27 protein-coding genes are annotated in these 25,561 nt (G+C 42.0%); 7 read left to right on the top strand and 20 right to left on the bottom strand.

Translation table 11 applies throughout. The features are described 5' to 3' along the window. Positions 1 to 2: 2 nt before the first annotated feature. Positions 3 to 470 (top strand): GNAT family N-acetyltransferase, encoded by a 468-nt coding sequence (locus FLL45_RS13435; protein WP_142942574.1) that lies wholly within the window; start codon positions 3 to 5, stop codon positions 468 to 470. Between the two features lie 59 nt (positions 471 to 529). Here FLL45_RS13435 and FLL45_RS13430 read toward each other — a convergent pair whose 3' ends face one another. Then, positions 530 to 862 (bottom strand): hypothetical protein, encoded by a 333-nt coding sequence (locus tag FLL45_RS13430; protein ID WP_142942573.1) that lies wholly within the window; start codon positions 860 to 862, stop codon positions 530 to 532. A gap of 300 nt (positions 863 to 1,162) precedes the next feature. Next, positions 1,163 to 2,614 carry an NAD-dependent succinate-semialdehyde dehydrogenase gene (locus FLL45_RS13425; protein WP_142942572.1) on the bottom strand — a complete coding sequence of 484 codons (1,452 nt, stop codon included), beginning with the start codon at positions 2,612 to 2,614 and terminating at the stop codon, positions 1,163 to 1,165. Between the two features lie 379 nt (positions 2,615 to 2,993). Between FLL45_RS13425 and greB the strand changes: the two genes are divergently transcribed. Beyond that, the gene (greB, locus tag FLL45_RS13420) at positions 2,994 to 3,467 is read left to right on the top strand and encodes a transcription elongation factor GreB (protein WP_142942571.1); all 474 of its coding nucleotides are present in this window, start codon (positions 2,994 to 2,996) and stop codon (positions 3,465 to 3,467) included. Positions 3,468 to 3,628: 161 nt separating this feature from the next. Here the strand turns inward: greB and FLL45_RS13415 are convergent, their stop codons facing one another. After that, complete coding sequence (locus FLL45_RS13415; RefSeq protein WP_142942570.1) at positions 3,629 to 4,543, bottom strand: LysR family transcriptional regulator; 915 nt, start codon at positions 4,541 to 4,543, stop codon at positions 3,629 to 3,631. A 140-nt stretch (positions 4,544 to 4,683) separates the two neighbouring features. Between FLL45_RS13415 and atpE the strand changes: the two genes are divergently transcribed. Next, a complete protein-coding gene (gene atpE, locus FLL45_RS13410) occupies positions 4,684 to 4,935 on the top strand; it encodes a F0F1 ATP synthase subunit C (protein WP_142942569.1) in 252 nt (83 codons plus the stop codon). A gap of 93 nt (positions 4,936 to 5,028) precedes the next feature. Here the strand turns inward: atpE and FLL45_RS13405 are convergent, their stop codons facing one another. From FLL45_RS13405 to FLL45_RS13365, 9 genes are all read right to left on the bottom strand, one after another. Further along, positions 5,029 to 5,562, bottom strand: a complete 534-nt coding sequence (locus FLL45_RS13405; RefSeq protein WP_142942568.1) for a hypothetical protein — start codon at positions 5,560 to 5,562, stop codon at positions 5,029 to 5,031. A 447-nt stretch (positions 5,563 to 6,009) separates the two neighbouring features. Continuing rightward, entirely contained in the window at positions 6,010 to 6,423 is a 414-nt protein-coding gene (gene maoP / locus FLL45_RS13400) for a DUF413 domain-containing protein (protein ID WP_142942567.1), read from the bottom strand. 67 nt (positions 6,424 to 6,490) lie between these two features. Then, positions 6,491 to 7,990 carry an FMN-binding glutamate synthase family protein gene (locus FLL45_RS13395; RefSeq protein WP_142942566.1) on the bottom strand — a complete coding sequence of 500 codons (1,500 nt, stop codon included), beginning with the start codon at positions 7,988 to 7,990 and terminating at the stop codon, positions 6,491 to 6,493. Between the two features lie 79 nt (positions 7,991 to 8,069). Then, positions 8,070 to 8,690 carry a LysE family translocator gene (locus FLL45_RS13390; protein ID WP_142942565.1) on the bottom strand — a complete coding sequence of 207 codons (621 nt, stop codon included), beginning with the start codon at positions 8,688 to 8,690 and terminating at the stop codon, positions 8,070 to 8,072. A gap of 55 nt (positions 8,691 to 8,745) precedes the next feature. Continuing rightward, on the bottom strand, positions 8,746 to 10,188 hold the full coding sequence (locus FLL45_RS13385) for an aldehyde dehydrogenase (RefSeq protein ID WP_142942564.1): 1,443 nt from the start codon (positions 10,186 to 10,188) through the stop codon (positions 8,746 to 8,748). Between the two features lie 54 nt (positions 10,189 to 10,242). Then, positions 10,243 to 11,031: an SDR family oxidoreductase gene (locus FLL45_RS13380; RefSeq protein ID WP_142942563.1), complete on the bottom strand. Its 789-nt coding sequence runs from the start codon at positions 11,029 to 11,031 to the stop codon at positions 10,243 to 10,245. A 207-nt stretch (positions 11,032 to 11,238) separates the two neighbouring features. After that, positions 11,239 to 13,122: a 1-deoxy-D-xylulose-5-phosphate synthase gene (gene dxs / locus FLL45_RS13375; protein WP_142942562.1), complete on the bottom strand. Its 1,884-nt coding sequence runs from the start codon at positions 13,120 to 13,122 to the stop codon at positions 11,239 to 11,241. 27 nt (positions 13,123 to 13,149) lie between these two features. Next, positions 13,150 to 14,040, bottom strand: coding sequence for a (2E,6E)-farnesyl diphosphate synthase (gene ispA / locus FLL45_RS13370; protein ID WP_142942561.1), 891 nt, complete (start codon positions 14,038 to 14,040; stop codon positions 13,150 to 13,152). A 3-nt stretch (positions 14,041 to 14,043) separates the two neighbouring features. Beyond that, the gene (locus FLL45_RS13365; protein ID WP_142942560.1) at positions 14,044 to 14,265 is read right to left on the bottom strand and encodes an exodeoxyribonuclease VII small subunit; all 222 of its coding nucleotides are present in this window, start codon (positions 14,263 to 14,265) and stop codon (positions 14,044 to 14,046) included. Positions 14,266 to 14,488: 223 nt separating this feature from the next. Between FLL45_RS13365 and pomA the strand changes: the two genes are divergently transcribed. Together pomA and FLL45_RS13355 are read left to right on the top strand one after the other, a co-directional pair. Continuing rightward, positions 14,489 to 15,247, top strand: coding sequence for a flagellar motor protein PomA (pomA, locus tag FLL45_RS13360; RefSeq protein WP_142942559.1), 759 nt, complete (start codon positions 14,489 to 14,491; stop codon positions 15,245 to 15,247). 16 nt (positions 15,248 to 15,263) lie between these two features. Beyond that, positions 15,264 to 16,220: a flagellar motor protein MotB gene (locus tag FLL45_RS13355; protein WP_142942558.1), complete on the top strand. Its 957-nt coding sequence runs from the start codon at positions 15,264 to 15,266 to the stop codon at positions 16,218 to 16,220. Between the two features lie 245 nt (positions 16,221 to 16,465). On the opposite strand, the gene FLL45_RS13350 is transcribed toward FLL45_RS13355, so the two are convergent. Next, positions 16,466 to 16,720, bottom strand: a complete 255-nt coding sequence (locus FLL45_RS13350) for a terminase small subunit (RefSeq protein ID WP_142942557.1) — start codon at positions 16,718 to 16,720, stop codon at positions 16,466 to 16,468. A gap of 320 nt (positions 16,721 to 17,040) precedes the next feature. Here FLL45_RS13350 and FLL45_RS13345 point away from each other — a divergent pair, with 320 nt between their 5' ends. Both FLL45_RS13345 and FLL45_RS23120 read left to right on the top strand, forming a co-directional pair. Then, entirely contained in the window at positions 17,041 to 18,717 is a 1,677-nt protein-coding gene (locus FLL45_RS13345) for a glutamine--tRNA ligase/YqeY domain fusion protein (protein ID WP_142942556.1), read from the top strand. A 105-nt stretch (positions 18,718 to 18,822) separates the two neighbouring features. Then, complete coding sequence (locus FLL45_RS23120) at positions 18,823 to 18,945, top strand: hypothetical protein (protein ID WP_281282208.1); 123 nt, start codon at positions 18,823 to 18,825, stop codon at positions 18,943 to 18,945. 4 nt (positions 18,946 to 18,949) lie between these two features. On the opposite strand, the gene FLL45_RS13340 is transcribed toward FLL45_RS23120, so the two are convergent. The 7 genes from FLL45_RS13340 to FLL45_RS13310 form a co-directional block, all read right to left on the bottom strand. Continuing rightward, positions 18,950 to 19,279 (bottom strand): hypothetical protein, encoded by a 330-nt coding sequence (locus FLL45_RS13340; protein WP_142942555.1) that lies wholly within the window; start codon positions 19,277 to 19,279, stop codon positions 18,950 to 18,952. A 181-nt stretch (positions 19,280 to 19,460) separates the two neighbouring features. After that, positions 19,461 to 22,607, bottom strand: coding sequence for a choice-of-anchor I family protein (locus FLL45_RS13335; protein ID WP_185964457.1), 3,147 nt, complete (start codon positions 22,605 to 22,607; stop codon positions 19,461 to 19,463). A gap of 333 nt (positions 22,608 to 22,940) precedes the next feature. Next, positions 22,941 to 23,597 carry an SMI1/KNR4 family protein gene (locus FLL45_RS13330; protein ID WP_142942553.1) on the bottom strand — a complete coding sequence of 219 codons (657 nt, stop codon included), beginning with the start codon at positions 23,595 to 23,597 and terminating at the stop codon, positions 22,941 to 22,943. A gap of 102 nt (positions 23,598 to 23,699) precedes the next feature. Further along, positions 23,700 to 24,065, bottom strand: a complete 366-nt coding sequence (locus FLL45_RS13325) for an energy transducer TonB (RefSeq protein ID WP_142942552.1) — start codon at positions 24,063 to 24,065, stop codon at positions 23,700 to 23,702. Positions 24,066 to 24,181: 116 nt separating this feature from the next. After that, positions 24,182 to 24,505, bottom strand: a complete 324-nt coding sequence (locus FLL45_RS13320; protein ID WP_142942551.1) for a hypothetical protein — start codon at positions 24,503 to 24,505, stop codon at positions 24,182 to 24,184. A gap of 135 nt (positions 24,506 to 24,640) precedes the next feature. Further along, the gene (locus FLL45_RS13315; protein ID WP_142942550.1) at positions 24,641 to 24,946 is read right to left on the bottom strand and encodes a hypothetical protein; all 306 of its coding nucleotides are present in this window, start codon (positions 24,944 to 24,946) and stop codon (positions 24,641 to 24,643) included. A 167-nt stretch (positions 24,947 to 25,113) separates the two neighbouring features. Beyond that, entirely contained in the window at positions 25,114 to 25,422 is a 309-nt protein-coding gene (locus FLL45_RS13310; RefSeq protein WP_142942549.1) for a hypothetical protein, read from the bottom strand. Positions 25,423 to 25,561 lie beyond the last annotated feature (139 nt).

Raw genomic sequence — 25,561 nt, 5'->3', positions numbered from 1 at the left:
CTATGTCCAAAATTACCACCCGTTCCGCTACGTTGGAAGACTTACCTCTCTTGCTCGAATTTGAACAGGGCATTATTGCCGTTGAGAGAGCCTTTGACGAGACGCTGATCCCGGGCCATATTAATTATTACGATATTGGTGAAATGATCGAGTCAGATAATGCGGAAGTGTTAGTGGCGATATACGGCTCAGAAATTGTCGCTTCAGGTTATGCCAAATTAAGGTCATCCAAAACTTATCAAATATATGAGCAGCATGCATATTTAGGTTTTATGTTTGTCAAACCTGAGTATCGAGGGAAAGGCGTTAACCAGCTAATTTTGGATGGGTTAGAAAACTGGGCTAAAGAAAAAGGCATTAGCGAAGTTCGACTACAAGTTTATGCTGATAATTCGGCTGCGATTAGAGCCTATGAAAAAGCCGGATTTAAAAGTGATGTTATTGAAATGCGTCGTGAAATCGCAAAGTAAAAGCTTTTTAAATACTGAATGTAAGTCACCCCAAACTCCGGTTCTTACAGCTTTATTTCTCAGGCAACGACATGTACATAGGTGTTATACCCGGCGTAGACTAGCGTAACAAGATAAATTAAAAATCCTACCCAATAAGCCGCGAGATTCTTAGCGGGTACAGAAAAACCAAAAAAAGCTTTGTTTACCTCTGACAAAAATTGTTCAAGCTCATCGCCAGCAGCCGACTCGCTTAACTTTTTCAAATTTTTGGAGTCTCTAGATACTTTCGCAATGAACAACGCAACAACTAGCATCAACAGAATGATTTGTAAAAACCAAGGCGCACTGTAAATCGCTAAGGAGCTAATCCCTAAAAATTCGCCATTAATATTGACTCTCTCTTCGATCATGTTAAATGCTTAAAATTTAAGATCAATTATTTCACGCTGATTATGCACAATAGCGCGCGATTACCGAGTGGTCAAATCCACGGTTCGGTTATAGCTCACTTGCATGGAGCTCCATGATTTTGTTTTGATAGGGGGAGTCAACGTCAACTCTTCCTATTTCATCGATTTGAACTAATTCGTATAATTTTTAGCATGCTTTTTTTTTGGCCCATTTGCATTTCGATTTCCTAATGCTAGTTAGGATGCAACATTGAGCCATTTAGATAAGCTTTAATCGCTGACAACTTGTCCAAAACAGCTTCAGTCTACATCACCAATACAAACATAACGTGTTTCCAGGTAATCGTCGATTCCCCAGCGGCCTCCTTCTCGGCCCATTCCTGACTCTTTAACACCACCAAATGGTGCGGCTGGGTTAGACAAAACGCCTTCATTGATACCCACCATACCAAATTGAAGCTTTTCAGACAGTCGCCAGACGCGTCGCATGTCTTCTGTAAAGGCGTATGAACATAATCCATATTCAGTCTGATTAGCCAGTCGGATGACTTCATCCTCAGAATCAAAAGGAATTATCGAAGCAACAGGACCGAAGATTTCCGTTTTGAAAATGTCCATGTCTGGTGTCACGCCAGTGATAATTGTCGGTTGATAGAAGTTTCCGGGACCATCAATTTGTTTACCGCCACAAATTACCTTCGCCCCTAATCCAACAGCTTGGTCAACCAATTCGGTCACTTTGTCGATCGCCTTTTGCTCTATCAGAGGACCAATGTTAACCTCAGCCTGGTGTCCATCACCAACGCGCAGTTCAGTGACTTTTTTCTCTAGTCGGCTGACAAACTCTGAATAAATGGACCGGTGAACAAACAAGCGATTAGCACAAACGCAAGTCTGTCCTGAGTTTCGAAACTTACTGCCCATCGCCCCTTTAATTGCGACATCTAAATCGCAATCCTCAAACGCGATGTAAGGCGCATTGCCGCCTAATTCCATTGATGTCTTTTTAACTGTCGAAGCGCATTGCTGAAGCAACTTTTTGCCAACTGGAGTGGAACCGGTAAAACTAAACTTGGCAATCGCTGGATGGGTCGTCAATAACTCACCAATCGCCTGCGCATTTGTACCAACAACAACATTAAAAACTCCTGCTGGAATGCCTGCATCCAATGATAATTGCGCTAATGCAAGCGCTGACAAAGGAGTCAGTTCAGAAGGCTTAACGATAAAGCTACAGCCAGCTGCAAGTGCCGCTGATGCTTTTCGCAGAATCATGGCACTGGGAAAGTTCCAGGGGGTAATCGCACTCACTACGCCAACCGGTCGACGTAACACTAGTCCGCGTTTGCCAGATTGGTTAACTGGCATAAGGTCACCGTTAATTCTTCTGGCTTCCTCGGCGTACCACTGAATATATTTCGCACCATAAACAACTTCGCCCATTGCTTCGGTCATTGGCTTGCCTTGCTCAGCCACCATAATCAGAGCGAGGTCATTTTGCGCAGCCAAGATTAATCGGTGCCACTTCATTAAAATCGCCGATCGCTCGTCCACATTGAGCGATTGCCAATGAGCCAAAGCTTGAGAAGCACCTTCAATTCCCGACTCAACTTGTTCATGGCTCACCTCATTGATTGAGGCCACAATATTACCGTTGGCAGGGTTCTCCACCACAAACTGGTGATCATTGGTCAACCACTCGCCATTGACCAGGGAGCCGCTTTTCAATAATGCTGGATTACTTAATTCCACTGTATTTCTCTTAAATTATCTTAATTGCTTTTGATGTATCTAAGCTTGCCTGTGCGCCTCTATGCATACATCGGTCTCTCTGTGTTTAACTCTGTTTTTATAAAACCTAGTTAACTTTTCCATTCCATTAGCGCTTTGCCTTTACGTTGCACAAGCCAAAACAACTCGGGCCTACGTCTGCCTGCTGATAGGCACGAATCATACGCCTAATTGACCTAATTTTCTCAATAATTATAGGCTATCCGTGCATAATCTTTTGTTCTAAAAGACTTACAATAAACGCGTTAAATATCGCGCTAGAGCACTTTAAAACCACTTTAAGTTTGACATAACTTGACTATAATGGCTCTCCCGGATTAATACTGCTACTTTAATGGTCATGAAACGCTCAAATTTAATTACAGAAGAAGGTGCGACTCGCTTAAGAAACGAGCTTGCCGATCTGTGGAAAAACAAACGTCCAGAGGTCACTCGAGCAATAACCGCAGCAGCAGCAGAAGGTGACCGTTCAGAAAACGCAGAGTATATCTATCGAAAAAAACAACTACGAGAAATGGATAGGAGAATTCGTTATTTGCAAAAACGAACTCAAGAAATGCAAGTTATCGAGCACTTACCGCCCGACCAATCTAAAGTATTTTTTGGCGCTTGGGTTGAAATCGAAGACAATGACGGCAACCTATTTAATCACCGATTAGTTGGATCGGATGAGTTTGATTACAAACCGGAATATATTTCTATCGACTCGCCGCTTGCGCGCGCACTGTTAAAAAAGCAAGTCGATGATGAAGTCTCAGTCCATCTTCCAGGCGGTATAAAGACTTTTTTCATTAATACCATTCACTACAAATAAGCAGACAACGCTTTTCTCGTCGTTTAAGGTCACCTGTACACAAGGATACGCATACAGAGTTGACTTTGATGATTCAGTTTTTGAATATTAACAAGTGCCTGAACATCTTTTAAACCAAAAATAAGCGTCGAAAGAAATGACGAACTACTCGTTTTTTTCACTTAAGAAAGTGTCAATTGATTTTTACTTCGCTGAAAAAATTCGCCCAAGAAATCAATAAACAAACGCGTTTTTGCTAAAACGTAATTTTTATGCGGATAAATAGCAACGATTTGTCTCTCGATATGAGTCCAGTCAGAGAGGAGAACCTCTAACTGTCGACTCTTGATCCAGTCCTTCAAATAGTAGTCTGGTAAATAAGCGACGCCCAAGTTATTTAGCGCAGCAGCGCGAATTGCTGGACCACTATTACTTCGCCAATGACTTTTCACTTTAATCGCCGTCGTTTGAGCTTCATTCTCTTTTTTTAACAACCAGGGTTTAACGACTCCTCGTTCTTCAAATAGCAAACAATTATGCCGCTTTAAATCCTCTGGTCGGTCTAGGGCTGAAGAGTTAGAGAGGTATTCCTGACTTGCAACTATGTGAAACCTGGTTGTCGCCAACAATTGATTGACGACATTAACATCATCACGTTTACCCACTTGTATGGCCACATCATATTGATCATCTAATAAATCTATTTTCTTGCTGCTAAAGTCAAGCGCAATTTCCAAGCGAGGATGTTGCTCTAAAAACTCAGCAATAGCGGGTACTAGATAAGTTTCTCCCAGTAAATGCGGAGAGCTTATTCTCAATACACCTTGAACACGGTCCCTAGAGTGACTGACCGCATATTCTGCTTCATCAAGATCTTGAATAATCTGCACACAATGTTTGTAATATATTTCGCCGGTCTCTGTTAAATGAAGCTTACGGGTCGTTCGGTGTAATAATCGACTGGCAAGGCGATCTTCGAGCTTACTGACTTGTTGACTGATGTAGCCTTTCGATACCCCCATCAATCGCGCGGCACCAGAGAAAGATCCCGCCTTGACAACTTGAACGAACTCTTCAAAACCTTGCCAACGATGCATTGTAACCCCCTCTGTTTAAAGCTTCGATACACACCTAATTGTTTACATATAAAAACAGTCTTATTTTATTTAGACGTATTATCATATCATAATAAACAATATATGATATCTCTGCCTGAACAGTTTAAGAGGAGATCATCATGAACGAGAGCGAATTATTCAACGCGGCTAGCTTAATCGCAGCGGCTATTGTTATTGCTGGCGGGGCTATTGGCTCAGGGTTGGGAATTGGTAATGTTGCCGCGAAATACATTGAAGGCGTTGCTAGACAACCTGAACTCGCAAAACAACTGCAAATTAGAACAATGGTAATTGCCGGTTTCCTTGATAGTCTCCCAATTATTGCCATTGGTATCGGCTTACTAATACTCTTTGCAAATCCATTGGCGTAAAGTCGCGGTTGTAAACGTGGGCTGAGTATCGCTTCTCAGCCCATCGATCAATCCTGATTGAAACTCAACCGTGTTAGCTTTTTTTTGTTTCAGCTAAACGACTTTGAGTTTTGAAAACGGATTGACAAAGTGTCGATCCGTTGCGACGAGTTTTGACTCGGGATGTTTGTCTTCCATCATCAAACGGACTTTCTTTTCATCATCTTTGGCGGCATACACCAAGACTAAGTACTTTCCTGCGTTTATCTCTTTTTGGAATGGTTGAATTTTTTTATTCTCGCTATCAATGCCATAAAGTCCACCTTCCCAGATCCCGAACAAGGTTAAAAACGCAACCATCAAAAAATAGATCGTGTTCGATAACGGAAATCCGAAGGGTTCTGTTTTAATTGCTATGGCGACAATTAGCATCGATACAACAAAACCAATTATTCCACCAATCGTTGTGCCTCTAAACAGATCCAAGGTTTCGAGATAATTGGATGAATGAATATGTTTTTGACTGAGTCCAGTCTCATCTTTGCTGATGACATGAATATACCAGTCAAGGATGCCTGCTTCATGTAGATCATCTGAAATTCGCTTACTCATATCCAAGGATGGTGAGAGGTAATAAAGACATTTCATTTATCTTCTCCTTCATTAAATTTGTGAGTGCCCACATGAAAACTACGCATGCTTCTCTTATTAGCCTACGTTGATAACTGAAAAATAGCACAAGTATTTTTAGTAATGAGAATATAAAAAATGAGATAAGTCGAAAAATTAGCGACGATTGATGACTATTGAAGTTGTTCACAAACTATCAATTTTTTTCGAAAACGAAAAGCGAATATTTTCTGCAATCCCAGAAAGGACAACGGATTGCCAATGATGAAAAAAAACAAACTAAGTTAGATTATTTTTATTCGAAAATTATACAAATATTGTATTTTGGTAAAAGCAATATAAAACTCGATTTTAACAATATTTGTGTATATGAAATTATTCTTAATTTTGTATAAGTTCTTAACGCCACTCAAAGCGCTGAATGGCGTAAAGAATCAATCGTCATTTGCCAGAATAATAAGAAATCTATCCCGCTTTTAAGAAGTCGTCATTTCCACCTGTCTCTGAAACTTCCCATTTCGGTTCGGTGGCAGAAACCTCATCGATATCAACTAACTCTGAGTCGAGATCATGTTCATTGTCGTTTGATATCCAGCCGCCAGATATCGAGATCAATCTTCTTTGGTGAAAGAGATATTTAGACCAAATTCGAGTATCTTTATTAAAGGAGTAAACACCAGCATTCATGGCTTGAACAAAAGCCAAATCTTCTGCTGTTGGATCAAAAACTTTGCCGTCCATCAATGCTCGAAACAAACACCCTTTCGACTCAAGCACTTCACTCTCTGCAAGCGAAAAAACGCCAGAGCGTGAAAAGCCATAAGGGAATTTCTTGCTATCAGAAAAAACCTGGTCACACCAATACGCGCGTATCTGCATTTTCCTACACCTCGTTTGTCGTATAAAAAACGTTCAGAACGAGGCGTAAGTTACGTGCAAACTTTGACTAGTTTATGACAGAATCCTGGTAATATTCTTGTAGTGAAACGGTACGTCCATTTTCACATACAATTCTGGCGTGTTTTTGACTAAGCTGGCGAGGCTCTTTCACGCCACATGAATGGGCGATAACGCCAACCGCATACATCATGTTCTTGGCATAATGCGCAACTCGTTCCGATTTATTTTTAGCGACGAGACCTCGTTGTAGCGATTTATTGTGAGTCGCGATACCCGTCGGGCAGGTGTTTTTATTGCATTGAAGCGATTGAATACAGCCTAAAGCAAACATAAAGCCTCGAGCACTATTTATAAAGTCGGCCCCAGTACAAAGCGCCCACGCAACATCGGCTGGATTGACCATTTTGCCGGAAGCAAAAATTTTAATGCGCTCTCTCAAGCCAAACTTTTTCAAAGCGTTGACTAGCATTGGCAAAGTTTCTCGAATAGGCAAACCCATATCATCCATCAGCGTCATGGGGGCTGCGCCAGTTCCACCATCACCACTATCTAAGGTAATAAAATCTGGCGCAAACTCTTCGCCCATTTCGACAATATCTTGCATCAGCGCTTCAATCCAATCTGGCGAGCCAATCACCGTTTTAAACCCACAAGGTTTGCCCGAAACTTCGCGAATATGCGCGAGCATTTTAAGCAAATCTTCATTACGGTTAATGTCAGGATGGCGATTAGGGCTGATTGAATCTTTTCCCTCTGGAATTCCGCGAATTTTCGCAATTTCCGGTGTTACCTTTTGACCCGGTAGAATGCCACCTTTGCCAGGCTTGGCTCCTTGTGCCAGCTTTAACTCAATCAGTTTAACTGGTTCGTGGGCTGCGACTTCGCGTAATTTTTCATCATCAAGATTACCTTCTAAATCACGCACTCCATATTTCGCTGTACCAATCTGAAATATTAAGTCGGCACCGCCTTGCAAGTGAAAAGGTGATAAACCACCTTCTCCAGTGTTCATCCAGGTACCGGCTTTCGCTGCGCCATAAGAAAGCGCCTGAACAGCCGGTTTAGATATCGCGCCAAAGCTCATTGCCGAGATTCCAAAAAATGAGTCTGTAGTCCACGGATGCCTGCAGTTAGGGCCTACTGTCACTTTATGTGGCTCAACAGCATCTTTGCTTAAAGTTGGATAAGGACAATTGACAAAAAATACGTTGCCCGTTTTTTTGGTATCTCTGGTCGAGCCAAAGGCAATAGTATTATCAATATTTTTTGCTGCCCGATAGACCCAACTACGCTGCGCCCGATTAAATGGCAACTCTTCCCGATCCATCGCAAAAAAATACTGGCGAAAAAACTCACCAATATGCTCAAAGAAATATCTAAACCGGCCAACAACAGGATAGTTTCTTCGGATCGCATGTCTCGTCTGAAATTTATCAATTAAATAAATAACCACCAGCGCAAGAATGGCGAGCCCAAACAACCAAATAAAAACATAGGCAGCCCACTGCAAGATTGAATTGATTAACGCTTGAGACTCTAGTGACACGATCTTCTCCTATTCGGTAACGCCAGTTAGATTAGAATCCTTTTATGACTTTTTTACTTTGCGCTTGATCAAGCGGTCGCTATTTCCACAGCTCAAATATTAATTGTGCCGCAATAAATACTAAAAATCCGCCCATACCCCAGTCAATATAGTGTCCGTGGCTTTCGTACCATGCAAGTACCTTTTGGCGTGAAAACACCCAAGCAACTAACATAAACCACAACATCACATAGATAGCTAACCAAAGCCCAAAAACGCCTTGAATCCAAAGTGGTGTTTCCGGACTGATGATATTGGTAAATAACACGAGAAAAAAAATCGTCACTTTGGGATTGAAAACATTAGTTAAGAATCCTTGACGAAATGCTTGTGCTCCCGTCATCTCAAAATGGCTTTCGTTATGTGACTGAGCTTTCTTTGCGCGTGAGTTGAAAGCTTGCCAAGCAATCCACAACAAATAAAGTGCACCAACGATTTTAATCGCATTAAACAGCGATTGTGATTGTGAAAGAATCAAAGCGATACCAAATAAGGTATAGATGAGATGAATCGATATCCCACAACCAACGCCAATCGCTGTAATAAGTCCTGACTTTTTACCCGAGCGTAGGGTGTTTTTAACCACGACCGCAAAGTCTGCCCCGGGGCTAGCAACTGCAATTACATGAGCAATAAATAAGAGGATAAATTCATTCAGCATTGAGTTAGTTTTTATTCATTTTTATCGATCTCAGCGTTTCAATGAGAGAAAATTTTTAATACTTGATACAGACGTTTTTCGGTTCAGTAAAGAACCGCATCGCTTCAAATCCTCCTTCTCTGCCTACTCCCGATGATTTAACGCCGCCAAAAGGTGTGCGTAAGTCTCGCAATAACCAACAGTTGATCCAAACGATCCCAAACTCTAACGCTTGCGACATTTTGTGACAGCGTTTTAAATTATTACTCCAAACGCTGGTTGCTAAGCCGTACTCGGTACCATTAGCGAGCGCAATCGCTTCCTCGTCTGAGTCAAAAGGCTGCAAGGTACAAACTGGACCAAAAATTTCCTCTTGATTAGTTCGACAGTCAAGCGGTAAGTTTTCGATAATCGTAGGCTCAACAAAATATCCATCTTTGCAGCGGCCTTCGATCGAAATACGCTTCCCACCGAGCAAGATCTCTCCACCTTCTTGCTTTGCCAGTTCAATATACGATAGCACTTTTTCCATATGGGGCTTTGACACTAAAGCACCATGCTGAATTGACTCTTCAAGCGGGTCACCAATTCGCAATTTGCTAATTTTTTCAACGAAAGCTTGTTTGAATTTGTCATAAATTGATCGCTCAATATAAATTCTTGAGCCACACAAACAAATCTGGCCTTGGTTTGAAAAAGCTGCGCGTGCCACTTCGCTAACGGTCTCCTCAAAATCACAATCAGCAAAGACTAAAGTTGGATTCTTACCGCCTAATTCTAACGAGGTTTTCTTTAATGCCGGTCCGGCAACAGAAGCGATTAATTTTCCAGTAGCGCTTCCACCAGTGAAACTAATCGCCTTAATTTTAGGATGTGCAACAATGGGGCCCCCGATTGAAGGACCTGTTCCATGCAAAATATTAATCACGCCTTTTGGTATACCAACTTGAATGCATAATTTAGAAAATAAATAAGCCGTCATTGGCGTGATTTCTGATGGTTTTGCAATCACACAGTTGCCCGTTGCTAAAGCGGGCGCAATTTTCCAAGTAAATAAATACAGCGGCAAATTCCAAGGCGAAATACAACCAACAATGCCTATCGGGTCCCGGAGGGTGTAATTAACACCAACCATTCCCATACCATGCGATTCACTTGCAAACTGAGTTGCAGCATTTGCGAAAAATCGAATATTGGCAGCGCTTCGATAACAATCCACTGCTTTTGCGAAGTTAATCGGCTTACCATTATCAATTGCTTCTGCTTTCGCTAGCTCATCGCTTGCTGCATCTATTGCATCCGCTAACTTTAATAGTAGATTTGATCGTTGCTCTTGCGACATTGCAGCCCAAGATTCTTTAGCGTTGTCTGCAGCTGTCACCGCGAGTGCTAAATCATCGTCTGTTGACTCAGGTATCAATGAATAAACTTGTCCCGTCGCGGGTTCATAGTTATCGATGTATTTCCCAGCTTGCGGGGCAATCAACTCGCCATTAATGTAGTTTTCAATTTTTTGCATTGTCTATTCTAGCGTTAAAATTATTTTCTTTTATTGCTTAATTTTGATAATGATTTACAAACAGCTCGTTCTACCGCCATCAACAGGAATACTCACGCCGGTTACATACGCTGCTGCAGGAGAAGCAAGAAATGCGACCACGTTCGCAAACTCTTCGGCTTCACCAAACCTTCTCATTGGAATGATCGATTTCTCTTCTTCTGCCATTGCTTCAATCGATACACCTTTTTTAGCCGCTTTATTTTTAATAATTGCATCTAACCGCACGGTATTGGTAGCTCCCGGCAAAACGTTATTAACCGAGATCCCAAATTGCCCGAGTTCATTGGCCATAGTTTTTGCCCAACTCGCAACAGCGCCGCGCACGGTATTAGACACGCCTAAATTGGGTAGTGGCTGTTTAACACTGGTTGAAATTACATTAATGATTCGTCCGAAGCCAGCGTTTTTCATTCCAGGGATCAGTTTTTGTGCGAGCTGATGATTGTTAATCAAATGCTGATTGAAAGCCGCTAAAAATGCTTCGCTTGCGGCAGTATTCGCAGGTCCCGGCGCTGGTCCGCCCGTATTGTTAATTAAAATATGGTATTCCTTTACGATTGAAAGTTGTTCATCCATCGCTCTACCGACCGCTGCAGGATCAGAAAAGTCTGCACAAATGGCGAAATGCTCTTGAGTACCATCATTAGCCAGTTCCGCTTTTACTCGATTAAGCACTTCTAAGTTGCGCGCAAACAAAGTGACGTTAGCGCCCATCTCAGCCAATTGAATGGCAATGGCTTTACCCATACCTTGCGAACTACCGCAAACTAAGGCATTTTTATTTTTAAGATTTAAATCCATATCAACTCTCTTTTCTAATATTCTGACTTTAACTTTAGTAATTTGAATTTATTATTTTGAATTTATTATGCTGACTCTAGTTTTCTAACTTTAACACACTGGTGTTACGGCTCAGTCCTTACATTTTTATTGTGACGTATCTCCAGGTTTAGTTACTTTTAAAAAAACAAAGTCGGCATAAGCCGACCTTGTTAGAATATTTATTTTTTAAGCCTGAATTGATTTGAGTATTCCGGCTTTGTCGAGTCCGCAACGGCTCAACAAGTCATTGGGATCACCATGCTCAATAAAGCGATCAGGGATACCGAGATTAAGCACCGAAACATTGGCTTTACTCAAATTAAGGAATTCATTGACTGCACTCCCAGCGCCACCTGCGATAGCGTTTTCTTCGAGCGTGATAAGCCTCTCGTGAGACTGGGCAAGATGTAATACCAACGCTTCGTCCAAAGGTTTTACAAATCGCATATCAACCAACGTTGCATTGAGTTCTTCGGCGACCTCTGCTGCAACCGGCAATAAACTACCAAATACTAACAAGGCAATTTTTTCGCCTTCGCGTTTAACTAACCCTTTACCAATTTCAATTGTCGATAAGTCAGTCCCAGCGTCGATGCCAATTCCAGCACCTCGCGGGTAACGAACGGCTGCAGGACCATTGAAATGGTAACCAGTGGATAACATTAATCGACATTCTCGCTCATCACTTGGCGTCATGATAATCATATTCGGAATACAGCGCATATAACTGAGGTCAAAAGCCCCATGGTGAGTCGCACCATCGCCACCAACAATTCCGCCGCGATCGATCGCGAATAGCACATCAAGGTTTTGCAACGCAACGTCGTGGATAAATTGATCATAACCACGTTGTAAAAAACTACCGTAAATCGCACATACGGGTTTGGCTTTCTCACAGGCCATACCCGCAGCTAAAGTTACCGCGTGTTGTTCTGCAATTCCGACGTCAAAATAACGCTGTGGAAATCGCTTAGAAAAAGCAATTAAATCGGAACCTTCTCGCATTGCTGGGGTAATCCCCATCAGACGCTCATCTTGATCAGCCATATCACAGAGCCACTCGCCAAAAACATTAGAATAGGTTTTCTTTTTCTTCGCTTTTGGTAACTCTTTTTCTTGCGGGTTGAATACAGGCACCGCATGGTACTTGATAGGATCATTTTCCGCGGGTTCAAACCCTTTTCCTTTGCGGGTAACAACGTGTAAAAGCTGCGGTCCTTTGAGGGCTTTAATATTGCCGATTGTGGTTAACAAGGTTGGTAAATTATGGCCATCGATTGGACCGATGTAATTAAATCCCAATTCTTCAAATAACGTCCCGGGTAACACCATACCTTTCATGTGTTCTTCAACGCGATGCGCCCATTCGGATATTGTCGGCATATTCTTGAGAACTTTTTTACCACCCTCTTTGACGCTGGAGTAAAACTTTCCCGATAATATTTTCGCGAGATAATTATTGAGACCACCGACATTTTCAGAAATCGACATATCATTGTCGTTTAGAATTACCGTTAAGTTAACATCGAGATCGGCAGCGTGATTGAGCGCCTCAAATGCCATTCCAGCGGTCATTGCACCGTCACCGATGACAGCGACAAAGCGTCTTTCGTCACCGCGCGCTTTGGCTGCAACAGCCATGCCTAATGCAGCACTGATGGATGTACTTGAGTGGCCGACGCCAAAACAATCATATTCGCTTTCAAATCGACTTGGAAAAGGGTGTAAGCCATCAGTTTGGCGGATCGAAACCAGCTGCTCTTTACGACCCGTTAACACTTTATGCGGATAAGCTTGATGACCAACATCCCAGACTATCTTGTCCGTGGGTGTATCAAAGAGATAATGAAGCACGACAGTCAACTCAACAGTTCCTAGACCGGCAGCGAAATGTCCGCCGCATTGGCTGGTCGACTCAATTAAAAATGCCCGCAACTCATCAGCGATCGCTTTAAGATCGGCCTTATCTTTGTCGCGTAAATCCGCCGGATAGTTAATACTCGCTAAGTGCGGATATTTCTCCGGGTCACACAATACAGTCAAATTGTTCAGTTTTTCTCTGGCTTTCATTATCTATCAATGCCTAATCTTGGCGGCCTAGTACTCTCTTTGTACGATGTATCTCGCAAAAGCCGCTAAATTATCACTATTATAAGGTAGTTGGTTCAAAGCAGCTAATGCCGATTCAACTAGTTCTTCTGCTCGCTGCTTAGCAACGTCTAACCCCATTAACGCGGGAAAGGTTGACTTATTCTTGTCTAAGTCCGACCCCTGCGGCTTGCCTAAGGTTTGTGTATCAGATTCGATATCTAAAATGTCGTCTCTTATTTGAAATGCAAGGCCCAAAGCTTGGCTGTAAGTATGCAAATGTTCGAACACTTTTGGATCATCGATTTCACTCGCTAAATATCCCATTTGCACCGAGACATTAATCAAAGCGCCTGTTTTCATCTGATGCATTGACTCCAATGTCGCCAGATCAGTGGCTTTATTAGTCATCTCTAAATCAATTGCTTGGCCACCGCCCATACCCAAGGAACCACTCGCTCGGGTTAACGCGGCTATCATTTGCAACCGCGTTGACGGCGAAACCGTTAAAGTCTGATCGCTAGCCAAAACCTCGAAAGCCAGTGTTTGTAAAGCATCACCGGCCAACACGGCAGTTGCCTCATCAAAGGCTATGTGGCAAGTCGGAATCCCGCGTCTTAAGTCGTCATCATCCATACAAGGTAAGTCGTCGTGAATCAGTGAGTACGCATGGATTAACTCGACCACTAAAGCAGGCACATCGAGCGTTTTTGTCTCGCACCCAAGCATTTCACCACAGGCGTACACAAGCGCCGGACGAAGCCGCTTGCCGGGGTTAAGGGCAGAGTGACGCATCGCTTGGTGCAATCGCTGCGGCTTCAAACTCTCTGCAGGCAAGTAGTGATCAAGCAAACCTTGTACGCGGCCTTGAACCTGCGTTAAAAACTTCTGATGTGCCATAATTTATTCTTTGGGAAAATCTTCGAGCTGGTCGTTTTCTTGGGTCAAAATCGCGACCTTTTGCTGTGCTTGGTCAAGCATCTGCTGGCACTCACGAGTCAGCTTCACCCCTTTTTCAAATTGTGCAAGCGACTCTTCCAAAGGAAGTTCCCCTTTCTCTAATTGACCAACAATCGCCTCCAAGGCTTGCAGCTGCTGTTCAAATGTTTGTTTTTCGGCACTCATCAACTTTATCTCGCTAAAAACAGGGCGCTATTGTCTCGCATTTTGGAAGAGAAGGAAATAACTTAGCAAAATGCGATCTAAGTCCATAATTTACGGTTGTTTTTAAAACTCCGACTGGAATTGTTGCAGATCTTAGCTAATCTTTGAGTAAGAAATAAAAAATTATAAAGTTGCGCTGTTCGAATACTGTGCAACCCATTGAAAGTTAAGGAGCTTTTAAAAGTTGGATATCGCAACCCTGGTAGGCTTGCTCGGCGCAATTGCTATGGTCGTCATGGCGATGGTGCTTGGCGTTGGTATTCCTACATTCATCGATGTGCAATCGATCTTAATTGTCGTGGTCGGCACTCACTTTGTGGTGATGATGACCTACTCGCTCAATGAGTTTTTGGCAGCAGCAGGCTCGGGCATGAAAGTACTCACCTTTAAATCACCTGACTGCCATGAATTAATTGAGAGTATTGTAGAACTTGCCGATATGGCTCGAAAAAGCGGCCTTTTAGCATTGGAAGGTGCAACCATTGACGATCCCTTCATGAAAAAAGGTATCGGTTTGCTAGTCGACGGTCATGATGGTGACGTGGTTAAATCGATTCTCGAAAAAGATGTCAGGATGGCTTCAGAAAGACACCAACAAGGCGCGAGTATATTTAAAACCATGGCTGATGTTGCACCTGCAATGGGTATGATCGGGACGTTAATTGGACTTGTCGCCATGCTATCGAATATGGATGACCCAAAGGCCATTGGCCCGGCGATGGCCGTAGCGCTGCTAACCACACTTTACGGCGCCATCATGGCCAATATGGTTGGAATCCCTATTGCTACAAAGCTTAATGCTCGTGACAAAGAAGAGAAAGTCGCCAAGACCCTGATCATCGATGGACTTCTCGGCATTCAGGCAGGCCAAAACCCCCGAGTAATCGAGCAAGTCTTACATGGGTACCTCGCCGAAGGTAAACGCCCAACAGCAGAAGATTGATCGCGGAGCCTAATCAATGAGTGATCAAGAAGAATGTGATTGCCCCGAAGAAGGCCTTCCCGCTTATATGGAAACCTTCGCCGATCTGATGGCACTGCTCATGTGCTTTTTCGTGCTGCTGTTGTCTTTTTCTGAAATGGATGTTCTCAAGTTCAAACAGATTGCCGGCTCGATGAATTTTGCTTTCGGCGTACAAAACAAAGTCGACGTCAAAGACATTCCCAAAGGAACCAGCATCATCGCCCAAGAGTTTTCGCCAGGTAAACCAGTGCCAACGGTGATTGAGGCTGTGATGCAGGAAACCATTGACATTACCAAAGAGACATTAGAGTTTGACGAACCGGATGAAGACGATCCGCAAGAAGGCGAAGGCGAGGATTCTAATACCGGTTTTGGCGACCAAGCCCAACAAGCGATTGAAACGGCAATTGAAACCGCTGAAGAGCGAGCGGCGCGTCTTGCCAAAATGCAAGAAGAAGCCGAGGAGACCGCACGAGCCATCGCACAGGAGCTGGCAGTCGAGATATCTGAAGGACAAGTTGAGCTGTTGGCAAAGGGCGCTTATGTTGTGATTCGTATTCGAGAGCGAGGCTCTTTCGCTTCTGGCTCAGATATTATTGAAGATGAATTTTTACCAGTCATCGGCAAAATCGAAGGGATCTTAAAAGACGCGAAAGGCGAAATACGGGTTGCAGGACACACCGATAGCCTGCCAATCGATAATGAATTCTTTCGCTCCAACTGGGAATTATCTGGCGGTCGCGCCGGCTCAGTCACCCGTGAGTTATTACGCAGCGGCCAGCTCGACAAAAACCGCTTCGTCATTACCGGATACGCTGACACAAAACCGATTGCCGATAACTCCACATCGGAAGGTAGAGCAACCAATCGAAGAGTCGAAATCATTATTGTCCAGGGCGAACAACCGGAAGGCGAAGTGGTCGGCGTTGGGATAGACGCTCCGCAAGGGTAAACCGGGAACCGGTCTAGCCGAGTTGGCTTTGACAAATATGGCGGATTGGCAATTAATTCGCCCCTGGTTGCTCGCAGTTTCCGTGGCTTATTCGAATAATTAATCCAGGCGCCTTTTCAAATGACGCTTTAGAGTGACTCTTTTTAGTCTTTATTCTAAGCATTTCTTCCAATGAGCTTTTCTTCCGATAAGCTTTTCTTTCAAGACATTCGAGTCGATACTTTCGCTGGTTTAAGCCAGCTCTGTTAATCCGATAGAGACTGCCGCCACTCTTTGACCGCCGAAAGATCAAAAACCCAATCATTATAGTGATCGCCACGCTGATCGACGGGCATCCCATCTCGGATCCAACGCTCAATACTGGTGACGGTGACATCCATGATGTTGGCTAAAGTATCTTTACCCACTATTCGATCGTTGGGTAAGCAACCAATTTGGTCATCGACTATCGACCGGTTTTGTCTTCGCTTGGCTTGTCGCAAATAATTGGAACTACGCATAATTTACTCACCATACTACTAAAACACTGTTCTTACTCTTTAACTATAGTCGAAATCTTGACCTGATTTGGGTGTCAACACGTTGAATTTTCTTGAATTATTGCGACTTCGCATACAAAAATAATTAATCAGTTAGACAGATGTTCAGAATCTGATCAAACAGCTGACCAGAGGCAAGTTAATTCAGGTTTAATAATTTAAGCTTATTTACCCAAATTAAGGCTGCGACATGCCAGAGACTCAGGTAAAATCGCCCCTTACGACTCTAAGGCCATTAGTGCTTTAGGCTAATTTGATTTAATAAAGAGATCTTTTAATCCATGAGTAACGAAGTTAACAAAGCCGCTAACTTTATCCGCAATATCATTGAAGCTGACCTCGAGTCGGGTAAGCACCAGTCCGTGCAAACCCGATTTCCCCCGGAGCCCAATGGTTTCTTGCATGTGGGCCATGCTAAATCTATTTGCATCAACTTTGGCTTTGCTCAGGATTATCAAGGGTTATGTAATTTGCGCTTTGATGATACGAACCCTGCCAAAGAGGAAGATGCTTATGCAAAAGCGATTGCAGCCGACGTAGAGTGGTTGGGTTTTAAGTGGTCAGGCGATATTCGACATGCCGCTGATTATTTTGACCAACTTTATGCTTATGCAGAAGAATTGATTGAGAAAGATCTGGCTTTCGTCGACGAACTCAGTGCCGATCAAATGCGCGAGTATCGCGGTACATTTGAAGTTCCTGGCAAAGAGAGTCCGTTTCGCAATCGACCTATCGAAGAAAGTTTAGATCTTTTTCGTCGCATGAAGGCAGGCGAGTTTGACGACGGCGCAATGGCACTGCGAGCGAAAATCGACATGCAATCACCGAACATGAATATGCGCGATCCGGTGATTTATCGAATCAAACGTCAACACCATATTCGCACAGGTGACAAATGGTGTATCTATCCAACTTACGACTTCACTCACTGTATATCGGACGCCATCGAAGGCATTACCCACTCTCTATGTACTTTAGAGTTTGAAGACCATCGCCCACTCTACGATTGGGTTTTGGATAATATTTCAATTGACTGTCATCCGCAGCAAATTGAATTTTCAAGGCTCAACCTTGAACATACCGTAACCAGCAAACGTAAGCTCAATCAATTGGTTCTTGAGGGTCATGTCGACGGTTGGGATGATCCAAGAATGCCCACTATTTCAGGTATGCGTCGTCGTGGATTTTCTCCTGCCTCCATCAGAGATTTTGTTACCCGTACCGGGGTAACAAAAAAAGTTCATACGGTAGAAATGAGTTTGTTAGAAAATTCAGTTCGAGAAGATTTGGGGGAAAACGCGCCACGAGCAATGGCGGTTCTTAATCCATTGAAAATCACGCTTTCTAATTATCCTGAAGACAAAGTCGAGGAAATCGCTGCGCCTAATCACCCTCAAAAAGAAGAGATGGGCAAACGTAACATCTATTTCAGTAAAACTTTGTTTATCGATCAAGATGATTTTCGAGAAAGCGCGAACAAGAAATACAAACGCTTAGTCTTAGGTAAAGCGGTTCGTTTACGTAATGCTTATGTGATTACTTGTGACGAAGTGATCAAAGATGCAGATGGAAATATCATCGAGCTTATTTGTACTTATGATGAAAATACTTTAGGTAAAAATCCTGAAGGTTATAAGCCGAAGGGCGTTATTCACTGGGTTTCAGAGTCTCACTCAAAACCTGCAACAATTCGCTTATACGACAGGTTATTTAACGTACCAAACCCTGGTGCTTCCGATGACTTTTTATCGACGATTAATCCTGAGTCGTTACAAGTTATTGATAATGCCAGAGTGGAAATGAGCTTAGCGAATGCAAAGCCCGAGGATGTCTTTCAGTTTGAACGTGAAGGCTATTTTTGTGCCGACCGATTTGAACACTCCGCTGAAAACCTTGTATTCAATCGCACGGTTACCTTGCGCGATAGCTGGGCTAAGATCGAAGCGCAGCAGAATTAAACTAAAACACACAATAAAGCCGTTTCACGATAGAGCCGAAAGCTACCATGCCCAACCTTATTTGGTAGTTTTCAGCTTACTTCAATATCTCGGATACGGCTTCCAATGTCAGAGCAAATTCAAGCAACTGATTCAACTCAATCAACAGATTCAACTGAATCAACAGACTGGATTCGAGCCGTAAAGTCGATTCGAACTAAAGAAAAAATCTTAATCACAGAACAATAGTGAGTTAACCTAAAATAACCAAGGCAGCAATAAAACCAAGTAAATACAAAGTACCGATCACCGCACCGGTAGTTTTCCAAATACTGACTCCTTGCTTTTGAATTTCTTCAATGTCATCGAACTTATATATCTGACCATCAGCTTCTATCTGCTCTGCCGTCACCTTAGTCACAATAATCTTAATTTTTTCTTGGCTTTTTAATTCGACGATTAGCTCATCACCAGGAATAATTTTATGATAAACCTGCTCGTTTGATAATCCTTTACCAATCGGTTGCATCGATAAACAGCCACTAAGGAAAACAAACATGATTAGCGCTAGAAAAATTCGCACGAGACGTCTCCAAATACAGTTGGTTTACTATTTGAAGAATCTATAATCCCTAAAACTTTTAAAGATTGCAACAAAGTGGAAATATTCACTTTCTTGATGTTTTGCGCTGATAATATATTCAGCTCGATGTGCAAACAAAAAAAAGGCCAACCTATGTTGGCCCTAATCATTAAAACAACTTTTATTGGACTTGATAGACAGCAACCGTACCACTGATTTCGTTACCAACGATTAACAGTGGATAACCCGTTGGGCTATCTTCCGCTTTCACAAATGACATACCTTCAGGCGCTAAATCACCTTGTGTGATATCGGAAAGGTTTCTGTTGTTGGTGTAAGTAATAAACTGAACGCCGTAAGGATCAGTAACATCATACATCGCAATTCCACCCATTCGTTCCATACCGATGAAAGCATAGAATCGATCACCGACTTGTCCGACAGCAAGAGCTTCTGGCTCAGGGCCTTTTGCGTCTGAACGCGTGTCAGCTTCATTGACATCTTCATCATTGTTAAAGTCTAAGCCGAAAAGTCCCGCAGTTACTTTTTCGAAATCCGAACCGCTGTCAAAAACTAATTCTCCAGCATCCGACCATATTGAAAAAGAGCGAGCGCCAAAGGCATAGAGCTTTTCATATTCACCGTCTTGACCTTGACCTAAATAAGGAACAACCTTCAAACGACCTAGTTCATCGTCTGTCTGCAAAGCAGTCGCATCAGGAAAAGCAGTTGCATCTAAAGTCAGATCTTCAACTCTTTCGTCGACATCATGGAACCCATCACCCGCGTCACCTTCGTTTGCGGTGATTAAATAATTTTGTCCATTGGTTTGATAGCTCACGATGGTATCCGGTTGGAACAAGCCATAAAGATTATCGTAAGTTCTGATATTAACTTTGTTGTCCTTGTCGCTGGCATCAAGTGCATTTGACATTAAACTATGATCTTTTAAACCTAGCGATTTAACATCGAGGATGGTTTTGTTGTTTAAATCAACAACCGCTAGCGCATTCATTTCTTGCAAAGTGATATAAGCAGTTGATGAGTCAGCAGAGATAGCAACATACTCAGGCTCGACAGCATGCGCAAAATCGACCGCATCAGGATTTTGGTTTAAACCTTCTAAATCAAGTCCGTTAAAGTCATCAAAAGTCAACGTTGTCGCCGTCGTTTCTGCTACACCGGCAACAACATCGATGATAGATACCGAACCTTTAACATCATCAGCAGGCACATCACCCGCTTCACCTTCATCGGCGACAACGATTTTGCTACCATCTGGGGTAAATGCAACACTATCAGGTAATACACCTACGCGCGTTGCAATATAATCACTCACATCAAAGCCACCGTCATCGTCCAGTGTATAAAACAACACAACACCGGCCTCAGTAATATCATTGACATGAGCAACCGCAACCGCTAGTTTGTTACCGTGAATTGCGATACTGTTTACATCGGAAATATCAACCGTTTCTGCACCTATATCAACGCTTGTTGGAAAATCATAATTAACCCCCGTTAAGTTTGTCGAGGTTAATGGTGAAGCAAGTTCAGCAGTAGTTAACCCTGCGACAGAAACCACTTCAATTCGATTGCCTAAGTCGCCATTAATGGTGAAAATTGATTCTGAGTTTGCATGATATTGTACAATCTCAGCCGCACCTTCACCGCCAGTGCTTGCCTGGTATCGACCAATTAATGTTAATCCAGGTTTCGCCGCAACGTTACTAGACTCTGAAACTAAATCTCCGCCAATGTTGAGTAAGTTAATTTCAGTTTCACCGCCTTCAATACCAAAATCATTATCGTTAATAAGCATGACGTAGTCATTCGACATCCACGCAATACCTTCGATCTTCTTTGGTAGCTCGGGTGATTGAGTCATGCTGTTAAAAACAAGACTTTTGTTAACCGGCGATGCTCCAACGACTTCTAGATTAAACACATCTTCTAACGTTTTCTCTTCATCAGTTTCATTAGCCACAACACCAGTATTACTTAAGTCAGTTCCAAGGATATTTTCCCCAGTACCAAGATTAATACGATAAAGCTTTGTTGTTTTACTAATTCGCTCTAGGATAATCAGATCGTCTTCGCCAACCGCAAGCATCTCCGAGACTTTGACATCTTTTTGTGCTTTATTGTTATCACCACTGGTACCATCGCCGAAAGTTTCGGGGCGATCTAGTTGATAAACATACTCACCCATTGCATTGCCAAGCTCACCAGCTGACAAGGCGTACTTCATAATACGAACATGGCGGGATAATTTGTAATCTGGATTATCTAGCGGGCTTTGCATAATAAAGTACAAATAATCTTCAGCAGGCGAAACTGCGATAGATTCAATACCGCGATTGAGTTTTCTTTTGTGATAAACTGCCGGTAAGGATCCTGCCAATGGGTAATTGGCATCGCTTAATTGTGTCTCCACTCCAGCAGGAACAACGCGTGATAAAATTGTACCGTCAGTATCTACACGTAAAATCGAAGCACCATATTCTTCAGCAATCCAAAATGTGCCATCTGATAGTTTAACGATTGCTTCTGGATCAAGACCTTCAGCATCAAAGTCAAGTAATGAGCCATCACTTGCGAATGCATTTTCGGTGTTTGAACTACCATCAGCAAATGTTAAGGGATTAGAAATACCTGAGACAGGATTTCCATCACTGTCTTTTAAAGTAATGACTTCGATAATTTCTGCTTGCTTGTCGCCATTGGTATTTTCAACTAAGCGCCATTGATAAATGCTTGGCGCAAAGTCTGTAACTGGAAAAATTTTTCCATCAACTGCTACTCCGGCATCTTTACAGAATTCTGTTAAACCGATCAGTTCTTCTGCATCGCCGCATTTAATGTTCGGTCCGCGGTCACTGATAGTATAAAAAGTATTGATTGGATCATTTTGGTGACGAAATGCGCCGGAACCAAACCCAATAGTTAAGTCAATGTCGTTTCCAGTTCTACCACCTTCGGAAAAACTCGCTGTCGCTAACGCTTTTGCGGATTCTGCAATTGGGTAAGTGATTTTTTCACCGGTCAAATTAGCAACTGAAACCGGAATTGATGGAGCACAGACATACTCAGTACTTGTGATTTCAGTAGCATCAATTGTATTATTCTGATTCGTATCTAAACCGGTGTTTATTTGAACACCGCCATTGAAACATTGCTCATTCCCTGCAGCAAGTTCAATTTGCTCAATTAAAGCATTTAAGCCGTTAGTACCATCAGCACCATTCGCACCATCATCCCCGTCTTCAATACATGCAGACAAAGCTAAACTTGTCGCAAGTACCAATAATGTTTTTTTATAATTCACGCAAAGCTCCATTGTAGAGTTGTTATGGTAAACACGGCAATGTAGCGTTGATTTGTTTCTGGTTTATTTCAGCTTTGCTAAAGCTATGTGACAGGAATATTTATGCGGATATCTCATTTACCAAACATTAGAAGTGGAGGATAATTGGTTTTATAGGAGTTTTTAGAGGGTAAAGTTGGATGTTATGCTTAAATTTTCTGTGAGTGCTTTTGCCATATAGCGGTCATTGAGATATTTGGGAAGATGCTATAAAACCCATTCCCGAAAGCGGTCATTGGCTTCTAATTGTGGTAATTGAGGCAAATCCGATAACTAATTCCAAACTAGTTTTTGTTATGAATCATTTTTGATTAACCATTTACAAAATGGATCGTTTGATTTCTCATCCCCAAATTCAGCAGGATCTTTAACTATTTCAATGGCCGTTTTTGGTATAGTAGTTTTGAAATGATGGATTAGCCAATCTCTATACTTTAAATTTGGCTTCACAAAAAAATTACTATTCTTAAAACTCTCGCTGGGCGTCAACTCAAAATCATCATTCCAACAGATTTCATCATAACCAATTGCAATAAGCCTCAAGAAATCTAAAGGTTCATCACACAAAACGCAACCAAGCACCGAGCCAGAACCTGAACCGATATGCACTATCTTTTGCTGACCATAATCATCAATCCAAAAGGCTGCCACAGAACCATCACCACCAGTTCTTGCGAAAACTCTGAGACGACCTTTTGTATTTTCATTTATGAAATAGAATAAATCACTGTCCTTCTCAGCATAAAACTCGATAAGAGTACCACCTGGTCTTTCGTTGTCTCCCCAATTAGCACGTAAATCATTTATCGGATAGAGATAACCGATCCTTCCAAGTTCGGTATCTTCATAGAAACCATTCGCCTCTATCCATTCAAAAAGTTTCACAAAGGCTTCTGGAACTTTCATTGGTTCCACTAAAACATCTTCAATTTGATTACAAAGAGATTTCAATTGCTACGTTTCCTTCATGAATTAAAAGGTAAAGATAAATCGTTAAGTTGAAAAACAGTTTAAACCTACACGATCAATATCGATTTTGTGATGTTTAGTGCCTTAGTCCGCTAATTTAAACTCCATTATATACTGCTTCTTTTGTTTTGCAGTTTCTGAGTCAACCTTAAAAGTCCATTGACTAAATGCTATTGAAGCATTCTTTACAAATGTGCCTTGTGGGTGAGAATCCATTACTGCAAGTTTTACAGGATTACCTTTACTATTTAGTTCAAATTCGAAGAAAACCCAACCTTCTATATTATTAATTGCTGCTCTTCGAGGGTATGCGGGTTCGACTATCTTCAAAGGTATTGCAGGATCTGTTAGTTCAGAAACCGCCGGCGCAGGTCGAAAATCTATGACATTACTTGAAGCACAAGACACAATCATCATTAATCCAGATATTGAAACGAGTAATCTAACCATTCTATTTCCTAGTATATTTTTTATTGTTAGAGAAGCTCTCAAGCTTCTTATATTTAAAGCAGAATCGATGGGGAGGTTGCGTTATTATATAGATCTATCGACTGTGTCAATCATTACTATGAGTGAGTTTCATTCCTATACTTGTTTAAACAAGTAACGAATTCTCCTAGTTTCTCGTCAAACTTTCCTTTCATCATACTCATCACGCAAATGCTACCTTCCAAAGGTCGCTCATGCGGAACTTCTTTGTAAGCCCCAACTGCCCAAACAGCACTTCCTTTATTCTGTCCATCATACATAGGGTCAACTAGAAACAATACAAAAATTTCCAAGCCATAATTCTGCTTAACAGATTTAATCTTCCAGTGAGACTCTAACCACCAAGCTGTATTATCGTCTTCCTCGAGGAGCCCCCATCCATCGTTTGAAAGCTTCTTCAATAAAAGCTCTTTATAATATTTCACTTAAACCTATCTTACATGAGTTAATATTTTGAACGGCAACTTTTAACAACTATTAGATAAACAGTGAGCGTCCGTAAGGTGATGAATTGAGCCCCTCAATTCCCCCACATACTAATCACTGACACACCTGATTTGCTCTTCCGATTTATACGCCTTACTTAAAAATGGAAGCAATCGATCTATTGCTAAAACCAAATGTTTCGAGTCTACTTGGTTCGACATTTCAGTTCTCAAGTTTATCAGCTCGTGAACTAATTCATTAGCAGTTCCAGGCTGAATGAGTGGCCCATTGTAAAACTCTTCCCAAAGCCGATTTAACTTTGGATAGCGAGAATCATCGGTTATTGCACTGAAGATTCCCTCTTCATGGTGCTCAATACATGCTCTTTCTTTCCCTAGATATAAATCGAATGCCATTTACTGTACCTATGAAACAGGTTAATACCAATATATTCGGTGACTGACCGCTTTTAAAAATATAAAACTTATCGATGACTGTCTCTTTCGTGATGAACAGAGCCTGTCACGACAACCTTTTCACACAACCTCTGATGATAAGAGCCAATTACATCAAACATAATGTGCTAGGTTACTTCATCTGACTCAATATGGACGAATAGCTTCCATCCCTCAGGTGATTCGTTATTCGGCTTAGAATAAAAAGCAAGACTACCACCAATTTTATCCAAATCAATACCTTGCCCCTTGTGACTTACCAATTCAGGAACTATCGTTCCGATCATTTTATATTGCTCTCCACTAGGCTTCTGAAACACACATTCAAGCTGTTTCCCTGGCTTTAAGGTATTAGCGACTCTTATTCCAATAACATCAAGAACGTGCAACTTACCTTTGACATTAAATATATTTTTTATTTCATGCTTTATGATCATTATTTAAGTATTAAATTGAGAACGAGTGTCTGCTTTTATAAATTTAAAATGTATGCCCGAGTGTCAGCTTGGTGATGAGCAGAGACTATCGAAGCATTTCTTTCACACAGTCTCGTATGTATAAAACCTTACGCTTGTT

The sequence above is a fragment of the Aliikangiella marina genome, assembly GCF_007004765.1.
Taxonomy (GTDB): Bacteria; Pseudomonadota; Gammaproteobacteria; order Enterobacterales; family Kangiellaceae; genus Aliikangiella; species Aliikangiella marina.
This window is presented reverse-complemented; position numbering and strand designations above follow the sequence as displayed.